We start from the raw sequence: 17856 nt of genomic DNA on the forward strand, positions 1-17856 counted from the left end.
CACATTAGCCGAAAGCCTGTCCTTAGAAAAGCCTCATAACAGCGGTTTTAGCGTCGGCCAGACATTTTCCAGCAACTTGCCCTGAGCCCCGGCTGCCGGGTGCAGACCATCGGCCTGCATCAGGTCCGGATGACCGCCCACACCGTCGAGGAAAAACGGTACCAGGGGGATCTTTTTATCGTTGGCGAGTTTGCCGTAGACCTCGGCGAAGGCATCGGTGTAACGCTTGCCGTAATTGGGCGGCAGTTGCATGCCGAGCAGCAGCACCTTGGCCCCGCTCTGACGCGAGCTGTCGATCATCGAGGCAAGATTTTGTTGCAATTGAGTTGGCGGCATTCCACGCAAGCCATCGTTGCCACCCAGTTCGAGGATCACCAGTTCCGGCTTATGCTCTGCAAGCAGCGCCGGCAGCCGTGCCTGGCCTCCGGCGCTGGTGTCGCCGCTGATGGAGGCATTGACCACTTTGTCGTCGAAACCCTCCTGTTTGAGCCGTTGTTCGAGCAACGACACCCATCCCAAGCGGGTATCCAGTCCGAAACCGGCGCTGATACTATCGCCAACGATCAGGACAGTACCCGCCGCTGCGTTCTGGGCCATGCACATCAAGGCCAGGCCAGCACTCAAAAACCACACACGCATCGGATTCTCCATGGGCGCAAGCATTCTCACCGCGAAGAACCTCAGCAAAGTGGTTCCCAGCGCGGAAGGTGAACTGACTATCCTGCACGAACTCAGCCTGGAACTGAACAAGGGCGACAGCCTCGCCATCGTCGGCGCGTCCGGTTCGGGCAAATCCACCCTCCTCGGCCTGCTCGCCGGCCTCGACTTGCCGAGCAGCGGCGAAGTCATCCTCGCCGGCCAGGGCCTGAGCAATCTCGACGAAGACCAGCGTGCACGCATTCGTGCCGAGCATGTCGGCTTCGTCTTCCAGTCCTTTCAGTTGCTCGATAGCCTCAACGCACTGGAAAACGTCATGCTGCCGCTGGAACTCGACGGCCGCAAAGATGCGCGTGAACGGGCCACCGAATTGCTCCAGCGCGTCGGTCTCGGCCAGCGCCTGACGCACTCGCCGCGCCAGCTCTCCGGTGGCGAGCAGCAACGTGTGGCCATTGCCCGCGCCTTCGCAGCCGAGCCTGACGTGCTGTTCGCCGATGAACCGACCGGCAACCTCGACAGCCACACCGGCGAGCGCATCAGCGACTTGCTCTTCGAATTGAACAAGGAACGCGGCACCACCCTGGTTCTGGTGACACACGACGAACGCCTGGCCCATCGCTGCCGGCGCCTGATCCGTCTTGAAGCCGGGCTGTTGGTCGCCCCTCTGGAGCCTTGATGGCACGTTTGCCGCTGTTGCGTCTGTTCAGTCTCGCCATACGCCAACTCATGCGCGATGCCCGCGCCGGGGAATTGCGTGTGTTGTTCTTCGCGCTGGTGGTGGCGGTGGCGGCGAGTACCGCCATCGGTTATTTCGGCGCCCGCCTCAACGGCGCCATGATGCTGCGCGCGACCGAATTTCTCGGTGCCGATCTGGTGCTGGAGGGCAGCTCGCCAGCCCGTGAAGAACAGATCAGGAGTGGCACCGAGCTGCGTCTGAAGCATGCGCAAGTGGTGGAATTCTCCAGCGTCATCGCCACCGACAATGGCATTCAGTTGTCGAGTATCAAAGCCGTCGACCGTGCCTATCCGTTGCGCGGCGAACTGAAGAGCGCACCCGCGCCGTTCGCCACCGAAGAATCTGGCGGCGAACCGCAACCCGGCGAAGCCTGGGTCGAGGCACGCCTGCTGACTGCACTGGATCTGAAAATTGGCGACAGCATCGATGTCGGCATGAAGACGTTGAAACTGGCCCGAGTACTGACGTATGAACCGGATCGCGCCGGCAACTTCTATAGCCTCACGCCGCGAGTCATGATCAACCTCGACGACCTCGCGGCCACCGGCGTGGTGCAACCCGGCAGCCGCGTGAGTTACCGCGAGCTGTGGCGCGGTGAACCGCAGGCGCTGGAAACTTATCGACAACTGATCAAACCCGGGCTCGCCGCGAATCAGCGGATTCAGGACGCCCGCGATGGCAACCGGCAGATCGGCGGTGCACTCGGTAAGGCCGAGCGCTATTTGAATATGGCCAGTCTGGTCGCCGTCTTGTTGGCCGGAGTGGCGGTGGCATTGTCGGCCAACCGTTTCGCCAGTCGCCGTTTCGACGCCAGTGCCTTGCTGCGCTGCCTCGGTCTGTCGCGGCGGGAAACCATGGTGCTGTTCAGTCTGCAGTTGACTGTACTCGGGCTGTTCGCCGCACTCAGCGGTGCGCTGCTCGGCTGGCTCGCGCAACTGGGTCTGTTCGCACTGCTGCATGATTTGCTGCCAAGCGATGTTCCACCGGGCGGTGTGTTTCCTGCCATTGCCGGGATCGGCACCGGGCTGGTCGCCTTGGCCGGTTTCGCATTGCCGCCACTGGCCGCATTGGGTCGTGTGCCGCCGCTGCGTGTATTGCGCCGCGACATGCTGCCGATTCCGTCGAGCACCTGGATGGTTTACGGCGCAGCATTAGGCGCCCTCGGCCTGATCATGTGGCGCCTGAGCCTCGATCTGCTGCTGACATTCGCCTTGCTCGGCGGTGGCGTGGTCGCCGCGTTGGTATTGGGCGGTTTGCTGTTGTTGCTGCTGCAAAGCCTGCGGCGGATGCTCGCCCGTGCTTCGCTGCCATGGCGCTTGGGCCTGGGCCAGTTGCTGCGGCATCCGTTGGCAGCGGCCGGTCAGTCGCTGGCCTTCGGCCTGATTCTGCTGTCGATGGCCTTGATCGCCCTGCTGCGCGGCGAATTGCTCGACACCTGGCAAAACCAGTTGCCGAAAAACGCGCCGAACTACTTCGCCCTGAATATTCTGCCGGCAGATAAACAGGCTTTCACCGATCACCTGATAAAAGTGTCCGCGCAAGCCGCACCTCTTTATCCGGTCGTACCCGGCCGATTGATCAGCATCAACGGCGAAGCTGTGCAGCAAATCGTCAGCAAGGATTCGGCAGGCGATCGCGCTGTGCAGCGCGACTTGAGCCTGACCTGGGCGGCGGATTTGCCGGCGGGGAACAAGCTCACTGCCGGTGAGTGGTGGAAAGATCAGCCAACCGACGGTGTTCCCGGCGTATCGGTGGAAGGCAAAGTCGCCGAAAGCCTCAAGCTCAAACTCGGCGATCACATGGTGTTCAGTGTCGGCGGGGTCAACCGTGAAGCGAAGGTCACCAGCCTGCGCGAGATCAACTGGGACAACTTCCAGCCGAACTTCTTCATGATCTTCCAGCCCGGCACCTTGAAGGATCTGCCGGCGACTTACCTGACCAGCTTCTATCTGGCCCCCGGCCATGATCAGCAGATCGTCGAACTGTCGCGCGCATTCCCGGCGGTGACCATTCTTCAGGTCGAGGCCCTGCTGGAACAACTGCGCAGCATCCTCGCCCAAGTCACTTTGGCGGTCGAATATGTGTTGTTGTTTGTGTTGGCGGCGGGTATGGCCGTGCTGTTTTCCGGTTTGCAGGCAACGCTGGATGAACGTATCCGCCAAGGTGCACTGTTGCGTGCATTGGGCGCGGAGCGGCAGTTGCTGATCAAGGCGCGGCGCATCGAATTCGGCCTGCTCGGTGCAGTCAGCGGATTACTCGCCGCGATCGGCTCGGAAGTGGTGAGTCTGGTGTTGTATCGCTACGCGTTCGATCTGCCGTGGCATCCGCATCCGTGGTTGCTGGTGCTGCCGTTGATTGGCGCGGCGTTGATTGGTGGTGCCGGTGTATTCGGTACGCGTCGGGCACTCAACGCAAGTCCACTGACAGTGTTGCGTGAGGGTTGATAGACTCAAGCGGTCTTAATCAAAAGAAGTTGCCATGAGCCGTTATCGCCCTCCCCGCACCGCCGGCACCGCGCTGATCACCCCTGAAGGTGAAGCGCGGATGCGCGCCGAATTCCATGAGTTGTGGCATGTGCGCCGCCCGCAAGTGACGCAATCGGTCAGCGAGGCCGCGGCTCAGGGCGATCGTTCGGAGAACGCCGAGTACACCTATGGCAAGAAGATGCTGCGCGAGATCGACAGTCGCGTACGCTTTCTCACCAAACGTCTGGAAGCGTTGAAAGTCGTCAGTGAAAAACCCAGCGATCCGAACAAAGTCTACTTCGGCGCCTGGGTGACCATCGAGGACGAAGACGGCAAGCAATCGCGCTACCGCATCGTCGGCCCCGATGAACTGGATCTGAAACTGGGCCTGATCAGCATCGACTCGCCACTGGCCCGCGCCTTGATCGGCAAGGCGCTGGATGCTGAAGTCCGGGTGCAGACGCCGACCGGCGAGCAGTTCGTTTACATCGTCGCCATCGACTATCCGTAAAGCGAATCAGCGGCGGGTGATCAGGCCCTGCCGCGCAACGCGCACCAGTTGCTTGATCATCTCCGGCGCATCTTCAGCGCTCGGCGTCTGAATCACCGCCAGATCAAAACTGTCACTGGCAAAACGTGACAGCGACTCGCCGTCTTCAACGAACTGGATCAGGAACGCGGCAGGACCGCCACTGCGCCGTGGCCAGCCATCGAGATAACGCAGCAGCGTTGGCTGATGTTTGCCGCCAAGGAGAATTTTCGGGTTGCGTTGAGTGATATGCGCAGTGATCGGCGCGGGACGTGCTGGAGGGCGTAGTGCATTCATCGTGTCGTGTCTCTGCCTCAAAAGTCTGCATGGCAGGTGAGAGGCAACACCGAACCAGCGCTTTAGCGGTATTTCGAAGCCCTGTTCCGGCTTCTGACGGCAACTTTTGAAGTCACCTGGCGCCCCGCAAGTAGCTGTTTAAATCGGCGCATGGGCAACATCCTAGAGAACGTGACCGATCAGTGTCAAGAATCAGCCGCAACAAAAAAGGCCCGCACAATGCGGGCCTGTTCCTTGAGCCAGAGCGCTTAACCGGCGATGGCGCGGTCCACCGAGAGCTTGCCGGCGCCTTCGATCAGGACGGCGAGGCTGCCACCGAGCAGAGCCAGGGCGAACTCGTAACCGTTGTTGGCCATAAACAGACCGTTGCTGATGTGAACGGTGAAGATCGCCACCAGCGACAGAAAGGTCAGACCCAATGCTGCCGGACGCACCAGCAGGCCAATGATCAACGCCAGGCCAGCGAAGAACTCAGTACCGCCCGCCAATGTGGCCATCAGGTAGCCCGGGTGCAGACCGATGCTGTCCATGTACTGCGCGGTGCCCGCCAAACCGTAACCACCAAACAGACCGAAAAGTTTTTGCGAACCGTGAGCCGCAAAGATTACGCCGACAGCAATGCGCAGGATGGTCAGACCATAGCCAGCGCGGGTGAACAGTACTTTGTTGATCAGAGAGCTCATGGGGCGTTCCTTGTTTTTGCGAGAAGTTATGTGTGTTGGTTGGCCGCTATATTAATCAATAAATTTCATGTTAAAAGCGCAAATATTCCGCCATAACAATCAGTTTATTAGATCATTTCCGTGAGACGACTTTTTGCGCCCCGGGCTCCAACGACTCCCGCTCCCGGTCGAACGCCAAGTAATACTTGTTCACGCTATTAACATAGCTGACCGGCCCCATTCCTACCTGCTCCATGGCAATGCGTTCGACCTGGAAGAACCACTGATTGGGGTTCAGTCCACGCCGCCGGGCTTCAGCGCGCATGCCCTGCACGCGCTCGGGGCCGATGTTGTAGGCCGCCAACGTGAAAGCCATGCGTTCACGTTCATTGAGCTTGGGACTGTTGAAGAACTTGCGGCGGATCATCGCCAGGTACTTGGCCCCGGCCTGCACATTCGCATCGAGATTTTGAATGTTGTTCACGCCGACTCGCTGAGCGGCAGAAGGCGTGATCTGCATCAGCCCGGTCGGACCACTGCCGCTGCGGGCATTGGGTTGCAGGCGTGACTCCTTAAACGCCAGTGCGGCCAGATTCAGCCAGTCCATGTTCTGCGCGTCGGCATGCTTTTGCAGGGTCGGGCGCAGTTTTTCCAGGCGCTGGCGATCAGCCTTGGCCAAGGGATAGTGGACTTGATAGAGACGCCGATAGATGCGCAAAAACGCCGCATCTTCATTGGATGGCTTCTTGTAACCGCCGAGAAAGCGATCGATGCTCGCGCGCAACATCGAGGCATCGCGGCGTACGAACCAGTACTCCTCGCCCGGCTCACTGATTATCAGTTGCCGGTCAAAACGCAGCTTCGGCAGGATCTTGCCCCAACGCTCAGCGATAGGTTGCTCGACGATGGTCAGGTGGAAAATGCCACCCTGAACCATCTCCAGCACGTCTTCGACCGCCAGGGTCGGATCGACCCATTCGATCTTGATCGGCGCCAATTTGTGCAACGCCAGTTTCTGATTGAGCTGACTGACCGCCTCCCCCGCCGCACTGCCGGTCGGCAACGCCAGGGTTTTGCCGGAAAGCTGCTCGACCTTGGTGTAGCGCCGCTCGCCCTTGATCCCGACCAGCACCAGCGGCACATTGCTGGCAATCGGTTCGCTACTGGCGACCGCGAAGCCCGCTTGCAAATCGAGCAATTCGCCCGGCGCGACCAGATCACCCTCGCCCCGCTGCAAGGCGCCGAGCAGTTGGTCCTTGGCTTTGGGAATGATCTTGAGGGTGATTTCCTGACCATCGCGGGCATGGCCGTTGAGGTATTGCTCGAAGGCGCGCAGGCGATGGTATTCGACGCCGATGGCCTGGCCCTGGACTTCGCCGGAGCTGTTGCGGCTCTGATTGACCAGCACCCGCAACACGCGGCTGCTACGAATCTCGGACAAGTCGCGCACCTTGGCCGCCGGCACGGCTTGCAGCGGCCCGGGCAGGCGCGCAACCGCCGTCATCGGCAGTAGCAGCGAGCCACACAACAGGAGCAAAACCGAGGGACGAACCATCCACTCTCCGGAAAGAATACGGGGCGATTTCATCGTTAAAACGTCGAAATCACCGACGAAAACAGAGCGCCATGAGCGCTGGCAACGTGCGAGAGACTGGCACAGTAATGGCACTTCTACCAAACCGGTCTGCGTCGCGGCATCAACAGACAGCTATAACTCGTTGTAGTTCTTGGCTTTTCTTATGAATCTACAGCTCTGGTATGCTTTCCGGCCTTCGGCCCGAGGTAGCAACCATGCAACTCATCGATATCGGCGTCAACCTGACCAACCCCAGTTTCGCCGACAAACATCAGGCCGTACTCGAGCGCGCCTATGCCGCGGGCGTGTGCCAACTGGTGCTGACCGGCACCAGCGTCGAGGGCAGCGAGCAAGCCCTGGAGCTGTGCCAGCAACTCGATGAAAGCGGCCAGCGCCTGTTCGCCACCGCCGGTATTCATCCGCATTCGGCCAGTGACTGGAACGTTGATAGCGCAAGCCGTTTGCGCAGTCTGCTGCAGGAGAAAAACGTGGTAGCCGTGGGTGAATGCGGGCTGGATTTCAACCGTGATTTCTCGCCGCGCCCACAGCAGGAAAAAGTCCTTGAGGAACACTTGGCGCTAGCCGTTGAACTGCAAATGCCAGTGTTCCTGCACGAGCGTGATGCCAGCCAGCGCCTGCTGGAAATCCTCAGAGACTTCCGCGATCAATTACCCGCCGCTGTGGTGCATTGCTTCACCGGCGAGCAAAAAGCCTTGTTCAGCTATCTCGACCTGGATCTGCACATCGGCATCACCGGCTGGATCTGTGATGAGCGCCGAGGCACGCATTTGCATCCGCTGGTGAAAGAGATCAAACGCGGGCGCTTGATGCTGGAAAGTGACGCGCCTTATTTGCTGCCGCGCACGCTGCGCCCGAAGCCGAAAAACGGTTGCAATGAGCCGGCGTATCTGACTGAAGTGCTGCGTGAAGTGGCGCTGCATCGTGGCGAAACCGAGGAAGATCTGGCGGCGCACACCACCGCGTGCGCCCGCGCGTTCTACAACCTCCCCACCCTTTCCTGACACACCCCAATTTCCTCTGTAGGAGTGAGCCTGCTCGCGATGGCGGCAGCTCATTCAACATTGAGGTGACTGACACACCGTCATCGCGAGCAGGCTCACTCCTACAAGGGCGGGACCGTGCGGTCTGTTGACTCATATCAAGATCCGCAGATCCGCATAGCGGCACAATAATGGCACCTTGCCAAAACTGTTTCCGCTATCAGAGAAGACCTCCATGGGTGCCTGGCTTAGCAATATCTCGCTGAAATACAAATTCTGGGCGGTCAATGCGGTCGCCTTCGTCACCACCCTGCTGCTGGTGCTGTACGCCGTGCAGCTCGAACAACAGGCGCGCAGTCACGCATCACAGGCCTCGGCGCAAGCCCAGGCACAACTGCTTAAAGCCTGGCCGGTCGGTCAGCCATTGCCCAAAGCCGATCAGGTGTTGACCTTCAAACGCGGCGGAGCACCGCGCCTGAACGATCAACCCTTGCTGGAAATCACTGAAAGCAACGGCTGGAACGACATCAATCATATGCCGCTGTTCGGCGAAAATCCGTTGATGGGCGCCGAAGTGTTCAGCCGCGCCGATGGTCAACAGGTCGCGGTGATTGCCTATGGTCCGAGCCTGAGCCAAGTGTTCAGCGAGCGTTTCGCCAACTACGCGGTGGCGGTGTTCATCCTGATGTTCGCCATGCTGTGCGCCTCGCAACTGTTGATCCGCTTCCTGCTCAGCCAGCTCAACACCTTGAAAGACGTGATGCTTCACGTCGAGAAAAGCGGCGATCTCTCGGCCCGAGTGCCGCTGGCCGGTAAAGACGAAGTCGGGCAGATGGCCAATGCGTTTAACGCGATGCAGGCCGGTTACCAGCGCGTTGTGACGACCGTCGCCAACACCGCGCGGCAACTGGATGTCGGCGCGGCACGGCTAGCGTCGAGCATGAACGAAGTGCGCCACGGCATGCTCGGCCAGCAGAGCGAAACCGATCAGGCCGCCACCGCGATCAACGAAATGACCGCCACCGTTTACCACATCGCCCAGCACGCCGGCGCCACCCGCGACCTGTCGCAGACCGCCGATGGCCTCGCCGGCAGCGGTCAGCAAGTGGTCGCGCGGGTGCAGCAGTCGATTGCCGGACTCTCCAGCGGAGTGCAGCAGACGGCCGAGATGATTCAACGACTGGCCGAGGACAGCCAGAAGATCAACGGCGTGGTCAGCGTGATTCACAGCATTGCCGAGCAAACCAACCTGTTGGCACTGAACGCCGCCATCGAGGCGGCCCGCGCTGGGGAGATGGGCCGCGGCTTTGCCGTGGTCGCCGATGAAGTGCGTAACCTCGCCAAACGCGTGCAGACCTCGACCGACGAGATCACCACGATGGTCTCGGCCTTGCAGGCTGGCACTCGCGATGCGGTGGATTTCATGCAGGAAAGTTCGTACAAGGCCGACGACTGCGTGCAGCAAGCGCAAGAGGCCGGTGCGGCGCTGGCGGAAATCACCGGCGCGGTGGCGCAGATGCGTGAGAGCAACACGCAGATTGCCGTGGCGGCGGAGCAGCAGAGCCAGGTCGCGGAAGAGATGAACCGGGCGGTGGTGAGCATTCGTGATGTGACCGAGAACACGGTGCAGCAGACTGTGGATTCGGCGACCACGAGTAATGAACTGGCGACGTTGGCCGGGGAATTGAGCAAGGCGATCGGTCAACTGAAACTCTGATGCCCCCTTCGCGAGCAAGCTCGCTCCCACAAGGGGATTTGTGTGCGCACCGATCCAATGTGGGAGCGAGCCTGCTCGCGAAAGCGTCAGCCCCGGCAACATCGAATCTTGCGATGACGCCTATCACTTCAATAGCCAACCTTGATTCGCCGCCCTCCGTGCCCAGGCCTATTCTTCAACCATATGTTCAACAAGGATCGAGGAGTAGAAAACATGGGCAAACGTCACCCCAACCTTCCCGCGTGGCAATGGCGCGCGTACCCGGGCAATCACCAGCACCCGACCAATCTGGTGCTGCACCTGATTGCCGTGCCGTTGTTTATCGTCGCGTTTCTACTGATCGTCTCCGGGGTGTTCAGCCTGAGTCTGGCCAGTGTGGCTATCGGCGTGATCGGCATCATCGCGGCGCTGGGTTTGCAGCGTCACGGCCACAGCCTGGAGGCGCAAGCCTCCGAGCCGTTCAGCGATCGTAAAGATGCCGTCTCGCGTTTACTGGTCGAGCAGTTTCTGACCTTTCCGCGCTTCTTTCTGAGTGGCGGCTGGTGGCGCGCCTGGCGTGAACGCCACCGTCGGCATTGAGTCAGGCGAAAATCGTAACGGTCTGGCGACTCATGGCAATCAACTCTCCTTCTGCGCTCCACAGCTTGGCGGCGACATGGCCGTAGCCGTCGGCGGCGTATTCGATATCGGCCAGATATTGGCACCAGTCCAGCGTGCTCAAATCGTGCAGCGGCTGCACGAATTCGATGGTCCAGGTCAGCGTGCTACCCGGTGCCGGCTTCTTCAGATATGGCAACAGCGCGGGCGGCCACGCGTCCACCAGGGCCAGCAGATGCGCCTCATTGACCGGTTCTTCTTTGACATCTCCGCGTAACCGCACCCAGCCGCCCATCAGCCGCGATTGAGTGCCAGTGAACGGCATGCCGCCGACGCTCCAGCGCATCGCCAGATGGCGCATGAATTCTGGGGTCACGCCTTTGATGTAAGGCAACTCCTGGCATTCATCCCAGTGCTTCATTGATGGCGCCGGATAGGCTTCGACTGCCACCTCCGACGGCCGCGACGCACCGAAGCTGCCTTGAACGATCGTTACCACCTGACCATTCTGCAGCGCCCGGCCCATGACCTGGCTGACGGCCTTGCCTTCGCGCAGTACATCGACTTCGAAACTCACCGGGACTTCAGGTTCGACAGGGCCGACAAAGGTGATCGCCAGCGAACGCACCGGGCGATCCGCCGGGACTTTCGCGCGCATGGCTTCGTATTGCAGCGCGGCCACCAGACCACCGAAACTGGCACGGCCTTGGCCCCATTCGGCAGGGATCGTCAGTTCCGGTTGGCGGCGGACCGCCTCGAGCAGATCGCTAAAGCGCATGGCAACCTCAGAAAACAAGAAAGGAATGCAGGGATCTTAACCAGAGCTGCAGAGCGCCGCAGCGTCTATTCCGGTCAAATGGGCTGACAGAAAGGCCTTACCGGGCTAACCGACACACACAACACCCTGTGGGAGCGAGCTTGCTCGCGAAAGTGGTGTGTCAGGCAAGAATGTACCGCCTGACAGAATGCATTCGCGAGCAAGCTCGCTCCCACAAGGGGATGTGGTGATTTCAGGATTATTTGAAACAGGCTGAACTGAGTTTTTCCAGCACGCGATCTGCCTTGCTTTCGGCTTTGATCATGGTCGCCTGCCAAGTGGCGACACAGGGCTGCAGATCCGCCTCAAGCTCAGCCTTCGCCAGCCACTGCCAGCAATCGTGCCAGTCGCCCAGCGCGCCTTGGGCAGACTTGAGGCGAGCCAGCGCCGCCTCGGGCAAGCGGTCGAGTTCGGGATAGGCTTCGATGCCGTAGCGCACGCGTTTGATCAGCAAACGCAGGCGATGACGGTCGTGAGCGGGATCGTGCAGCGCCTCGTCGAGTTTCTGCCATTGCTTGCCCAAGCGTTTTTCGATGCGTTTGTCCAAGCCCTTGAGCAAGCCCTGACGCTGAGACGCACGCAGAAATCGCGGGAAAGCGTCGAGAATCATCAGCAGCGAAGCCACCTCGGCGCTCGCCGCCAGCGCCGGATAAGCCTCGGCCATCTGCGCCATACGCCGTTGCGCGGCCTCAGGCTGATCATGCAGGAGCAGATACGCCGCGAGCACCTCGCGATCACGCCACGGCGTGGTCAATTGGCCGACCGCCGAAGCGGCATCTTCCAGTTGTTCGACACCGGGCAGACCGCGCAATGGCCGCAACAGACTGCGCAAGCGCCGCACCGTGGTGCGCAGATCATGTAGCGCCTCGGGGTCGGTCCGTGCAGTGAGCCGTGCCTGACAGGCCAGCAGGCGCACTTCCAGACTCAGGACATGAGCCACCAACCGGTCAACCAACGCAGACATCACTTGCTCCTGATTCAAATGGCTTCAAGGTTCATTTTGCCGCTCAGTCAAAGCAGCGTCCTTGCTTCACGTCAGCAGCTTAGCGGCCAGCGCGGGATTCGCGAATGTAGAAGCGCGCTTTCTCGGCTTTGTTGCTGCAGCCTTCGAACCCTTCGAATTGCTGCTGGGTCTTCGCCGCGGTCAGCAGCGACAACGCTTTGGAGTAGCTGACAGTGCCGGCAAAGCCTTCGGCCTTGGCCAGATCCAGCTCATGCCAAGCCGCGTCGAGCTGGCTGCCGCAGCTGTCGCGGTAAGCGGTTTTACCGGCGCAACCGGCCAATGCCAGAGCCATCAACGGCACACAGATCCAGGCTTTCATCACTCACACCTCAAATAGGTCAACAGTCTTGCAGGTAAGACGGCCGGGCTACGAAAAAGTGCCTTGCCGGCGGGTGAAACCGCGCAACTGAGAAGGATAGCGCTGAAGGGCCATGCAGTAGCGAAAAAACGACGTCACCGGCGCACTCAACGACTTCGGCGATTGAGCCTGCCCGGCGATGGGTGCATTGTGGAACCTTGTCGGGAGGACGCTGGATGAAAAAAAAACGTGTCGCGCTGGTACTGGGCTCCGGTGGCGCCCGGGGCTATGCCCATATCGGGGTCATTGAAGAGATCGAGAAACGCGGTTACGAAATCGCCTGCATTGCGGGGTGTTCGATGGGCGCCGTGGTCGGTGGGATCTATGCCGCCGGCAAACTCGACGTCTACAAGAACTGGATCGAAAGTCTCGACTATCTGGATGTACTGCGCTTGGTCGACGTGAGTTTTCGCCTTGGCGCGATTCGCGGCGAAAAGGTCTTCGGGCAGATCCGCAAGATCGTCGGTGAGGTCAACATCGAAGACTTGCGCATCCCCTACACCGCCGTCGCCGCCGACCTCACCAACCAGCAGGAGATCTGGTTTCAGGAAGGCTGCCTGCATCAGGCGATGCGCGCCTCGGCGGCGATTCCCAGCCTGTTCACCCCGGTGATGCAAGGCAATCGCATGCTGGTCGACGGTGGCATTCTCAACCCCTTGCCGATCGTGCCCGTGGTGTCGAGTCACTGCGATCTGATCATTGCGGTCAATCTCAATTCGACCAATCAGCGTCACTACAAATTGCCGGTGATCCAGCGCCCTGCCGCTTTTCGCTCACGCTTCGACAGCCTGATCAGTTCGTTGGGATCGAAGATGCCATTCCGCCGTACACAGGCCGAGCAATTGTTGCGGCTCGAACAGGAAGCACTGCGCGCCGAAGCGGCGGACATCAATCCCTGGCTGGACGGCGCCGAGCCGGAAAGCCAGCAACCGGCAGCCGCGCCCGAGCGTGAAGGCGCACCGAAATCGGCGACTGGTTCATTCATCATCGATAACGTCGGGCCGGCCTCGTTGCTGGATCTGATCAACCAGAGTTTCGAGGTGATGCAGACCTCGCTGGCGCAGTACAAGATCGCCGGATATCCGCCGGATATCCTGATCAATGTACCGAAGCGGGTGTGCCGGTTTTTCGAGTTTTACAAGGCGCCGGAGTTGATCGCATTGGGACGCGAGATTGCCCGGGATACGCTGGATCGGTATGACAGTGAGCAGGGATGACTGGCTAAAATTCTTCATTGAATTTGAGGACCTCTTCGCGAGCAAGCTCGCTCCCACATTTGGAATGCATGCCCCTGTGGGAGCGAGCTTGCTCGCGAAAGCGCCAGATCGGCCAATACAAAACTACAGGCTGTTCTCACTCAACAGCCGATAGCCAACCCCGGCCTCGGTCACGATAAACCGCGGCCGCGTCGGGTCATCCGCCAGTTTCTGGCGCAAATGCCCCACCACAATCCGCAGATAATGGCTGTCCTCGGTGTGCGTCGGCCCCCAGATATCCTTGAGCAATTGTTGCTGGGTAATCACCCGCCCCGGATGCCGTGCCAGTTGCGCCAGCACCGCGTATTCCTTGCGGGTCAGCGCCACTTCGACACCGTCGAGCAACACCCGCCGATAAGCCAGATCCACGGTCAGCGGGCCGAAGCTCAGCGCCGCCTGCTGCGCCTCCCCCGCCGGCGCCTGACGCAACAAGGCGCGAACCCGCGCGAGAAACTCCTGAATGCCAAACGGTTTGGTCACGTAGTCATTGGCACCGCCATCCAGCGCCTGGACTTTCTGCCCTTCGCTGGCGCGCACCGACAGCACCAGCACCGGCGCCGTCGCCCACTCGCGAAACTCGCGCAGCACTTGCTGGCCATCCATGTCCGGCAGGCCTAAATCGAGCACCAGCAGGTCCGGTTTGTTCAGCGCCGCTTGCGCCAAACCCTCGGCACCGTTGCCGGCCTCAAGCACTTTATAGCCCTGTGAGGTAAGGCTGATGCGCAGGAACTTACGGATCTGCGGTTCGTCGTCGATGACCAAAATGGTCGTGGTCTGGCTCATGAATTCACATCAACACAAATAATTGGCAAGAGAGTAGCGCAGTCGGCTTCAGCCTTCATCGTCCATCCCCGGTTGCGTCTGCAACGGCAAGTGCAAAGTGATGCAGGTGCCGTGTCCCTCGATGCCGTCGGCGACGCTGATGCGCCCGCCGTGCGCGCCAACCATGCCCTGACAGATCGCCAGGCCGAGGCCCGTGCCCTGGCCGCCACGATCACCCCGGGCAGCGGTGTAGAACATGTCGAAAATCTTCGCCCGCTCATCCTCCGGAATCCCCGGCCCTTCATCGCTGACCGAGAAGAAAATCTCTTGGTCATCCGCGCCCGCACTAAGTTGCAAGCGACCGTGAGCGGGTGAAAAACGTGCGGCGTTTTCCAGCACGTTGACCAGCGCCTGCTCGATCAGCGCCGCATGCACGAACAACAGCGGTAACTCGGCCGGCACATCAGTGCTGACTTGCAACGGCGCGAGCACCGCGCGCAGGCGATTGAGCGAACTGCCGACGATATCGGCCGGCGACACCCAGTCCCGCGCCAGCTTCAGCGCGCCGTGGCCGAGGCGGGTCATGTCGAGCAGATTCTGGATGTAGCGATCAAGGCGCTCGGCTTCATCGCGGGTGCCTTCAAGCAGTTCACGACGATCTTCCAGCGGGATCGCTTCGCCGAGGGCCAACAGGCTGTCGATGCTGCCGCGCATGGCCGTCAGCGGCGTGCGCAAATCGTGGGATACGGAGGCCAACAAGGCACTGCGCAGTTGTTCGGTTTCACCGTGCAGGCGTGCGGCTTCCAGGTCATCAGCCAACTGCGCGCGCGCCAACGCTTGGGCGAGCGGCTGACTCAACGCGGTCAGCAAACGCCGACGCTGGCCGCTCAAGGTCTGGCCTTCTTTCGCACAGACCCCGAGCAGCGCCAGCGGCCCGTCCTCGACCGACAGCGGCCACCACCACCAGCGTCCGAACGGCAGTGTGCCAGTGCCCATGCCTGCCGGTTGATCGTGTTGCCAGGCCCAGTCAGCGGCGGCGCGTTCGGACTCGGTAAACTCCAACGGCCCGCCGGTCTCGACCTTCCAGCCGCCCTGCCCGTCCCGGTTGAGCAGGCATAACTGCAGATCGCTCCAGCCATTGAGGTGTTGCGCGGCAGCGCTGACCACCGCTTGGCGATCGGTCGCAGCGGTGAGTTTGCGCGACAGGTCGAGCAGTTCAGTGGTCTCTTCCTGGGTGTCGCGCAGGGCCTGCAATTGCCGACGCTGACGCGCCGCGAGGTTGCCAGTGAGCGCTGCCATCAACAGGAAGAACAGCAAAGTCAGCACGTCTTCTTCGCGCTGAATGCTGAAGGAAAAATTCGGCGGGATGAACAGAAAGTCGTAGGTCAGAAACGACAGCGCGGCACAGGCCAGCGCCGGGCCGAGACTGCTGCGCACCGCCACCAGCAGCACCGCCGCAAGGAACACCAGCGAGATGTTCGGCAGCGGCAGCACGCTTGACACTGCCCACGCCAGGGCGGTGGCCAATACGGTGGCGACCAGCGCCAAGGCATAGTCGAACCACACCAGGGTCAGCGCGTTGCGCGGGCGCGGTTGATGCTGTTGCTGATCGCTGTCGAGGACGTTGATCTCCAGCCCGTGAGCCTGACGCAGCAGGCGCGCCGCGAGTCCGCCGCCGAACAGACGCCGGCGTAGATGTGGCCGGGACTGGCCGACCAACACCAGGCTCGCACGGCGTTCGGCAGCGTGCTGGATCAGGGTTTTCGCCACCTCACCGGCGCGCAGCAACACCACTTCACCGCCCAGGCGCTCGGCCAGTTGCTGAGCGCTTTGCAGGCGCAGGCGCGATTGCTCGTCGCGTATGCTGCCGTTATCGACATGCACCAGACTCCACGGTAAATGCCGGCGCTGGGCAACGCGACTGGCGTGGCGCACCAGGCGTTCGGCCTGCGCATCACCATCGACGCCGACCAGCAAGCGCCCGCGAACTGCCGGCGCGGCCTGACCGAGTTGGCGATAGCCTTGGGCGAGATCGTTATCGACCTGTGCGGCAGCGGTTTGCATCGCCAGTTCGCGCAATGCGGTGAGGTTGGTCTGGGTGAAAAACGCATCGATCGCCGCACGCGCCTGCTCCGGCACGTAGACCTTGCCTTCACGCAAGCGCTCGAGCAATTCGCGCGGCGGCAGGTCGATCAGCAGCAGTTCGTAAGCTTCTTGCAGCACCCAGTCCGGCAGGGTTTCGCGCACTTGCACACCGGTGATGCCGCGCACCTGATCGTTGAGACTTTCCAGGTGCTGGACGTTGACCGTGGTGAACACGTCGATGCCGGCGGCGAGCAGTTCCTGAATGTCTTGCCAGCGTTTCGTGTGGCGACTACCGGGCGCGTTGCTGTGGGCCAGCTCATCGACCAGCACCAGTTTCGGTTTGGCCGCGAGAATGCCGTCGAGGTCCATTTCTTCGAGCATCACGCCACGGTATTCCGAGCGCACCAACGCTTGCTGCGGCAAGCCGCCGAGCAGCGCTTCGGTTTCGGCGCGACCATGGGTTTCGACGACGCCAGCGATGACTTTCACGCCTTGGCGCAATTGCGTGTGGGCGGCCTGGAGCATGGCGTAGGTCTTGCCGACACCGGGAGCGGCGCCGAGGAAAACCTTGAGCCGGCCACGGCCGTCACGGGGCAGGTCTGCTAACAGCGCGTCGGCGCGGCCGGAGTCGCTCATGCTGGGAGTTCTCTCTTGCTGATGTTGATTCGGTGTTCGTTATGGCCCTTTCGCGAGCAAGCTCGCTCCCACATTTGGAACGCGTCCTCCTGTGGGAGCGAGCTTGCTCGCGAATGGCAACATCACAGAACTACAGTTTTTCCAGTGCCATGTTCAGCGCCAGCACATTCACCACTGGCGGTCCCACCAGCGGCTGTTCGGTGTGCGCATCGAGCAGTTGCTGAAGAGTCGATACCGACAAGTTTCGCGCTGCCGCAACTCGCGCCAGTTGATAGGCAATTGCCGCCGGTGGCAAGTGCGGATCGAGACCACTGCCGGAGGTGGTCAGCAGGGCCAATGGCACTGGGCCTTGGCCGGGAACCTGGAGTTTGTTGGCGTCGTCGATCACGCGGGTTGCCAGTGCCGGATTGCTCGGGGCCAGGTTGCTCGCGCTGCTGGAAACGGTCGCAAACGCACCGGCGGAGGGACGTGGATGAAACCACGCATCGCCGACAAAATCCTGCGCGATCAGCGACGAGCCGCGGACCTTGCCGTCGGCGTCTCGCACCAGGCTGCCATTGGCTTGGGCGGGGAATGCGACTTGCGCAACACCGGTCACCACCAGTGGATAGGCGACACCGGTGACCAGGGTCATCAGCACCAGCAGGCTCAGGGCCGGACGTATCATTGTGGACATTTCAAGATCCTCGAATTCGTTGGGCA

The 17856-nt window shown here is 61.1% G+C and carries 17 protein-coding genes; 7 read left to right on the top strand and 10 right to left on the bottom strand.

Going from position 1 to position 17856, the window contains the following annotated elements; translation table 11 throughout:
- Positions 1-33 precede the first annotated feature (33 nt).
- Entirely contained in the window at positions 34-639 is a 606-nt protein-coding gene (locus AB4O01_RS11450; protein WP_150706461.1) for an arylesterase, read from the bottom strand.
- A gap of 10 nt (positions 640-649) precedes the next feature.
- Here AB4O01_RS11450 and AB4O01_RS11455 point away from each other — a divergent pair, with 10 nt between their 5' ends.
- From AB4O01_RS11455 to greB, 3 genes are read left to right on the top strand one after another with little or no spacing between them, the layout of a single operon-like run.
- Positions 650-1333: an ABC transporter ATP-binding protein gene (locus AB4O01_RS11455; protein WP_007908572.1), complete on the top strand. Its 684-nt coding sequence runs from the start codon at positions 650-652 to the stop codon at positions 1331-1333.
- On the top strand, positions 1333-3837 hold the full coding sequence (locus AB4O01_RS11460) for an ABC transporter permease (RefSeq protein WP_093435189.1): 2505 nt from the start codon (positions 1333-1335) through the stop codon (positions 3835-3837). The genes AB4O01_RS11455 and AB4O01_RS11460 overlap by 1 nt, the downstream gene beginning before the upstream one ends.
- A 34-nt stretch (positions 3838-3871) precedes the next feature.
- Complete coding sequence (gene greB / locus AB4O01_RS11465; protein ID WP_003226818.1) at positions 3872-4369, top strand: transcription elongation factor GreB; 498 nt, start codon at positions 3872-3874, stop codon at positions 4367-4369.
- Positions 4370-4375: 6 nt separating this feature from the next.
- On the opposite strand, the gene AB4O01_RS11470 is transcribed toward greB, so the two are convergent.
- The 3 genes from AB4O01_RS11470 to AB4O01_RS11480 all read right to left on the bottom strand — a co-directional run bounded on the left by AB4O01_RS11470 (position 4376) and on the right by AB4O01_RS11480 (position 6901).
- The gene (locus tag AB4O01_RS11470) at positions 4376-4684 is read right to left on the bottom strand and encodes a hypothetical protein (RefSeq protein ID WP_093435191.1); all 309 of its coding nucleotides are present in this window, start codon (positions 4682-4684) and stop codon (positions 4376-4378) included.
- 248 nt (positions 4685-4932) lie between these two features.
- Complete coding sequence (locus tag AB4O01_RS11475; protein ID WP_007908568.1) at positions 4933-5367, bottom strand: DoxX family protein; 435 nt, start codon at positions 5365-5367, stop codon at positions 4933-4935.
- A gap of 112 nt (positions 5368-5479) precedes the next feature.
- Complete coding sequence (locus AB4O01_RS11480) at positions 5480-6901, bottom strand: MltF family protein (protein WP_116256327.1); 1422 nt, start codon at positions 6899-6901, stop codon at positions 5480-5482.
- 236 nt (positions 6902-7137) lie between these two features.
- Between AB4O01_RS11480 and AB4O01_RS11485 the strand changes: the two genes are divergently transcribed.
- The 3 genes from AB4O01_RS11485 to AB4O01_RS11495 all read left to right on the top strand — a co-directional run bounded on the left by AB4O01_RS11485 (position 7138) and on the right by AB4O01_RS11495 (position 10219).
- Positions 7138-7944: a TatD family hydrolase gene (locus AB4O01_RS11485; RefSeq protein ID WP_460091800.1), complete on the top strand. Its 807-nt coding sequence runs from the start codon at positions 7138-7140 to the stop codon at positions 7942-7944.
- A 214-nt stretch (positions 7945-8158) separates the two neighbouring features.
- Positions 8159-9640, top strand: coding sequence for a methyl-accepting chemotaxis protein (locus AB4O01_RS11490; RefSeq protein WP_460091802.1), 1482 nt, complete (start codon positions 8159-8161; stop codon positions 9638-9640).
- Positions 9641-9853: 213 nt separating this feature from the next.
- Positions 9854-10219 (top strand): DUF962 domain-containing protein, encoded by a 366-nt coding sequence (locus AB4O01_RS11495; protein ID WP_034155260.1) that lies wholly within the window; start codon positions 9854-9856, stop codon positions 10217-10219.
- A gap of 1 nt (position 10220) precedes the next feature.
- On the opposite strand, the gene AB4O01_RS11500 is transcribed toward AB4O01_RS11495, so the two are convergent.
- The 3 genes from AB4O01_RS11500 to AB4O01_RS11510 all read right to left on the bottom strand — a co-directional run bounded on the left by AB4O01_RS11500 (position 10221) and on the right by AB4O01_RS11510 (position 12376).
- Positions 10221-11015 (bottom strand): acyl-CoA thioesterase, encoded by a 795-nt coding sequence (locus tag AB4O01_RS11500; protein ID WP_460091804.1) that lies wholly within the window; start codon positions 11013-11015, stop codon positions 10221-10223.
- Positions 11016-11253: 238 nt separating this feature from the next.
- Complete coding sequence (locus tag AB4O01_RS11505) at positions 11254-12018, bottom strand: CHAD domain-containing protein (protein WP_095048528.1); 765 nt, start codon at positions 12016-12018, stop codon at positions 11254-11256.
- A gap of 79 nt (positions 12019-12097) precedes the next feature.
- On the bottom strand, positions 12098-12376 hold the full coding sequence (locus tag AB4O01_RS11510; protein ID WP_064120270.1) for a hypothetical protein: 279 nt from the start codon (positions 12374-12376) through the stop codon (positions 12098-12100).
- A gap of 215 nt (positions 12377-12591) precedes the next feature.
- Between AB4O01_RS11510 and AB4O01_RS11515 the strand changes: the two genes are divergently transcribed.
- Positions 12592-13632 carry a patatin-like phospholipase family protein gene (locus AB4O01_RS11515; protein ID WP_093435209.1) on the top strand — a complete coding sequence of 347 codons (1041 nt, stop codon included), beginning with the start codon at positions 12592-12594 and terminating at the stop codon, positions 13630-13632.
- A gap of 123 nt (positions 13633-13755) precedes the next feature.
- Here the strand turns inward: AB4O01_RS11515 and AB4O01_RS11520 are convergent, their stop codons facing one another.
- The 3 genes from AB4O01_RS11520 to kdpC form a co-directional block, all read right to left on the bottom strand.
- Positions 13756-14454: a response regulator gene (locus AB4O01_RS11520; RefSeq protein ID WP_093435212.1), complete on the bottom strand. Its 699-nt coding sequence runs from the start codon at positions 14452-14454 to the stop codon at positions 13756-13758.
- A gap of 48 nt (positions 14455-14502) precedes the next feature.
- On the bottom strand, positions 14503-17154 hold the full coding sequence (locus AB4O01_RS11525) for a DUF4118 domain-containing protein (protein ID WP_460091806.1): 2652 nt from the start codon (positions 17152-17154) through the stop codon (positions 14503-14505).
- Positions 17155-17284: 130 nt separating this feature from the next.
- Positions 17285-17830 (bottom strand): potassium-transporting ATPase subunit KdpC, encoded by a 546-nt coding sequence (gene kdpC, locus AB4O01_RS11530; RefSeq protein ID WP_460091808.1) that lies wholly within the window; start codon positions 17828-17830, stop codon positions 17285-17287.
- Positions 17831-17856: the final 26 nt, after the last annotated feature.

Source organism: Pseudomonas sp. S2_E02, assembly GCF_054668355.1.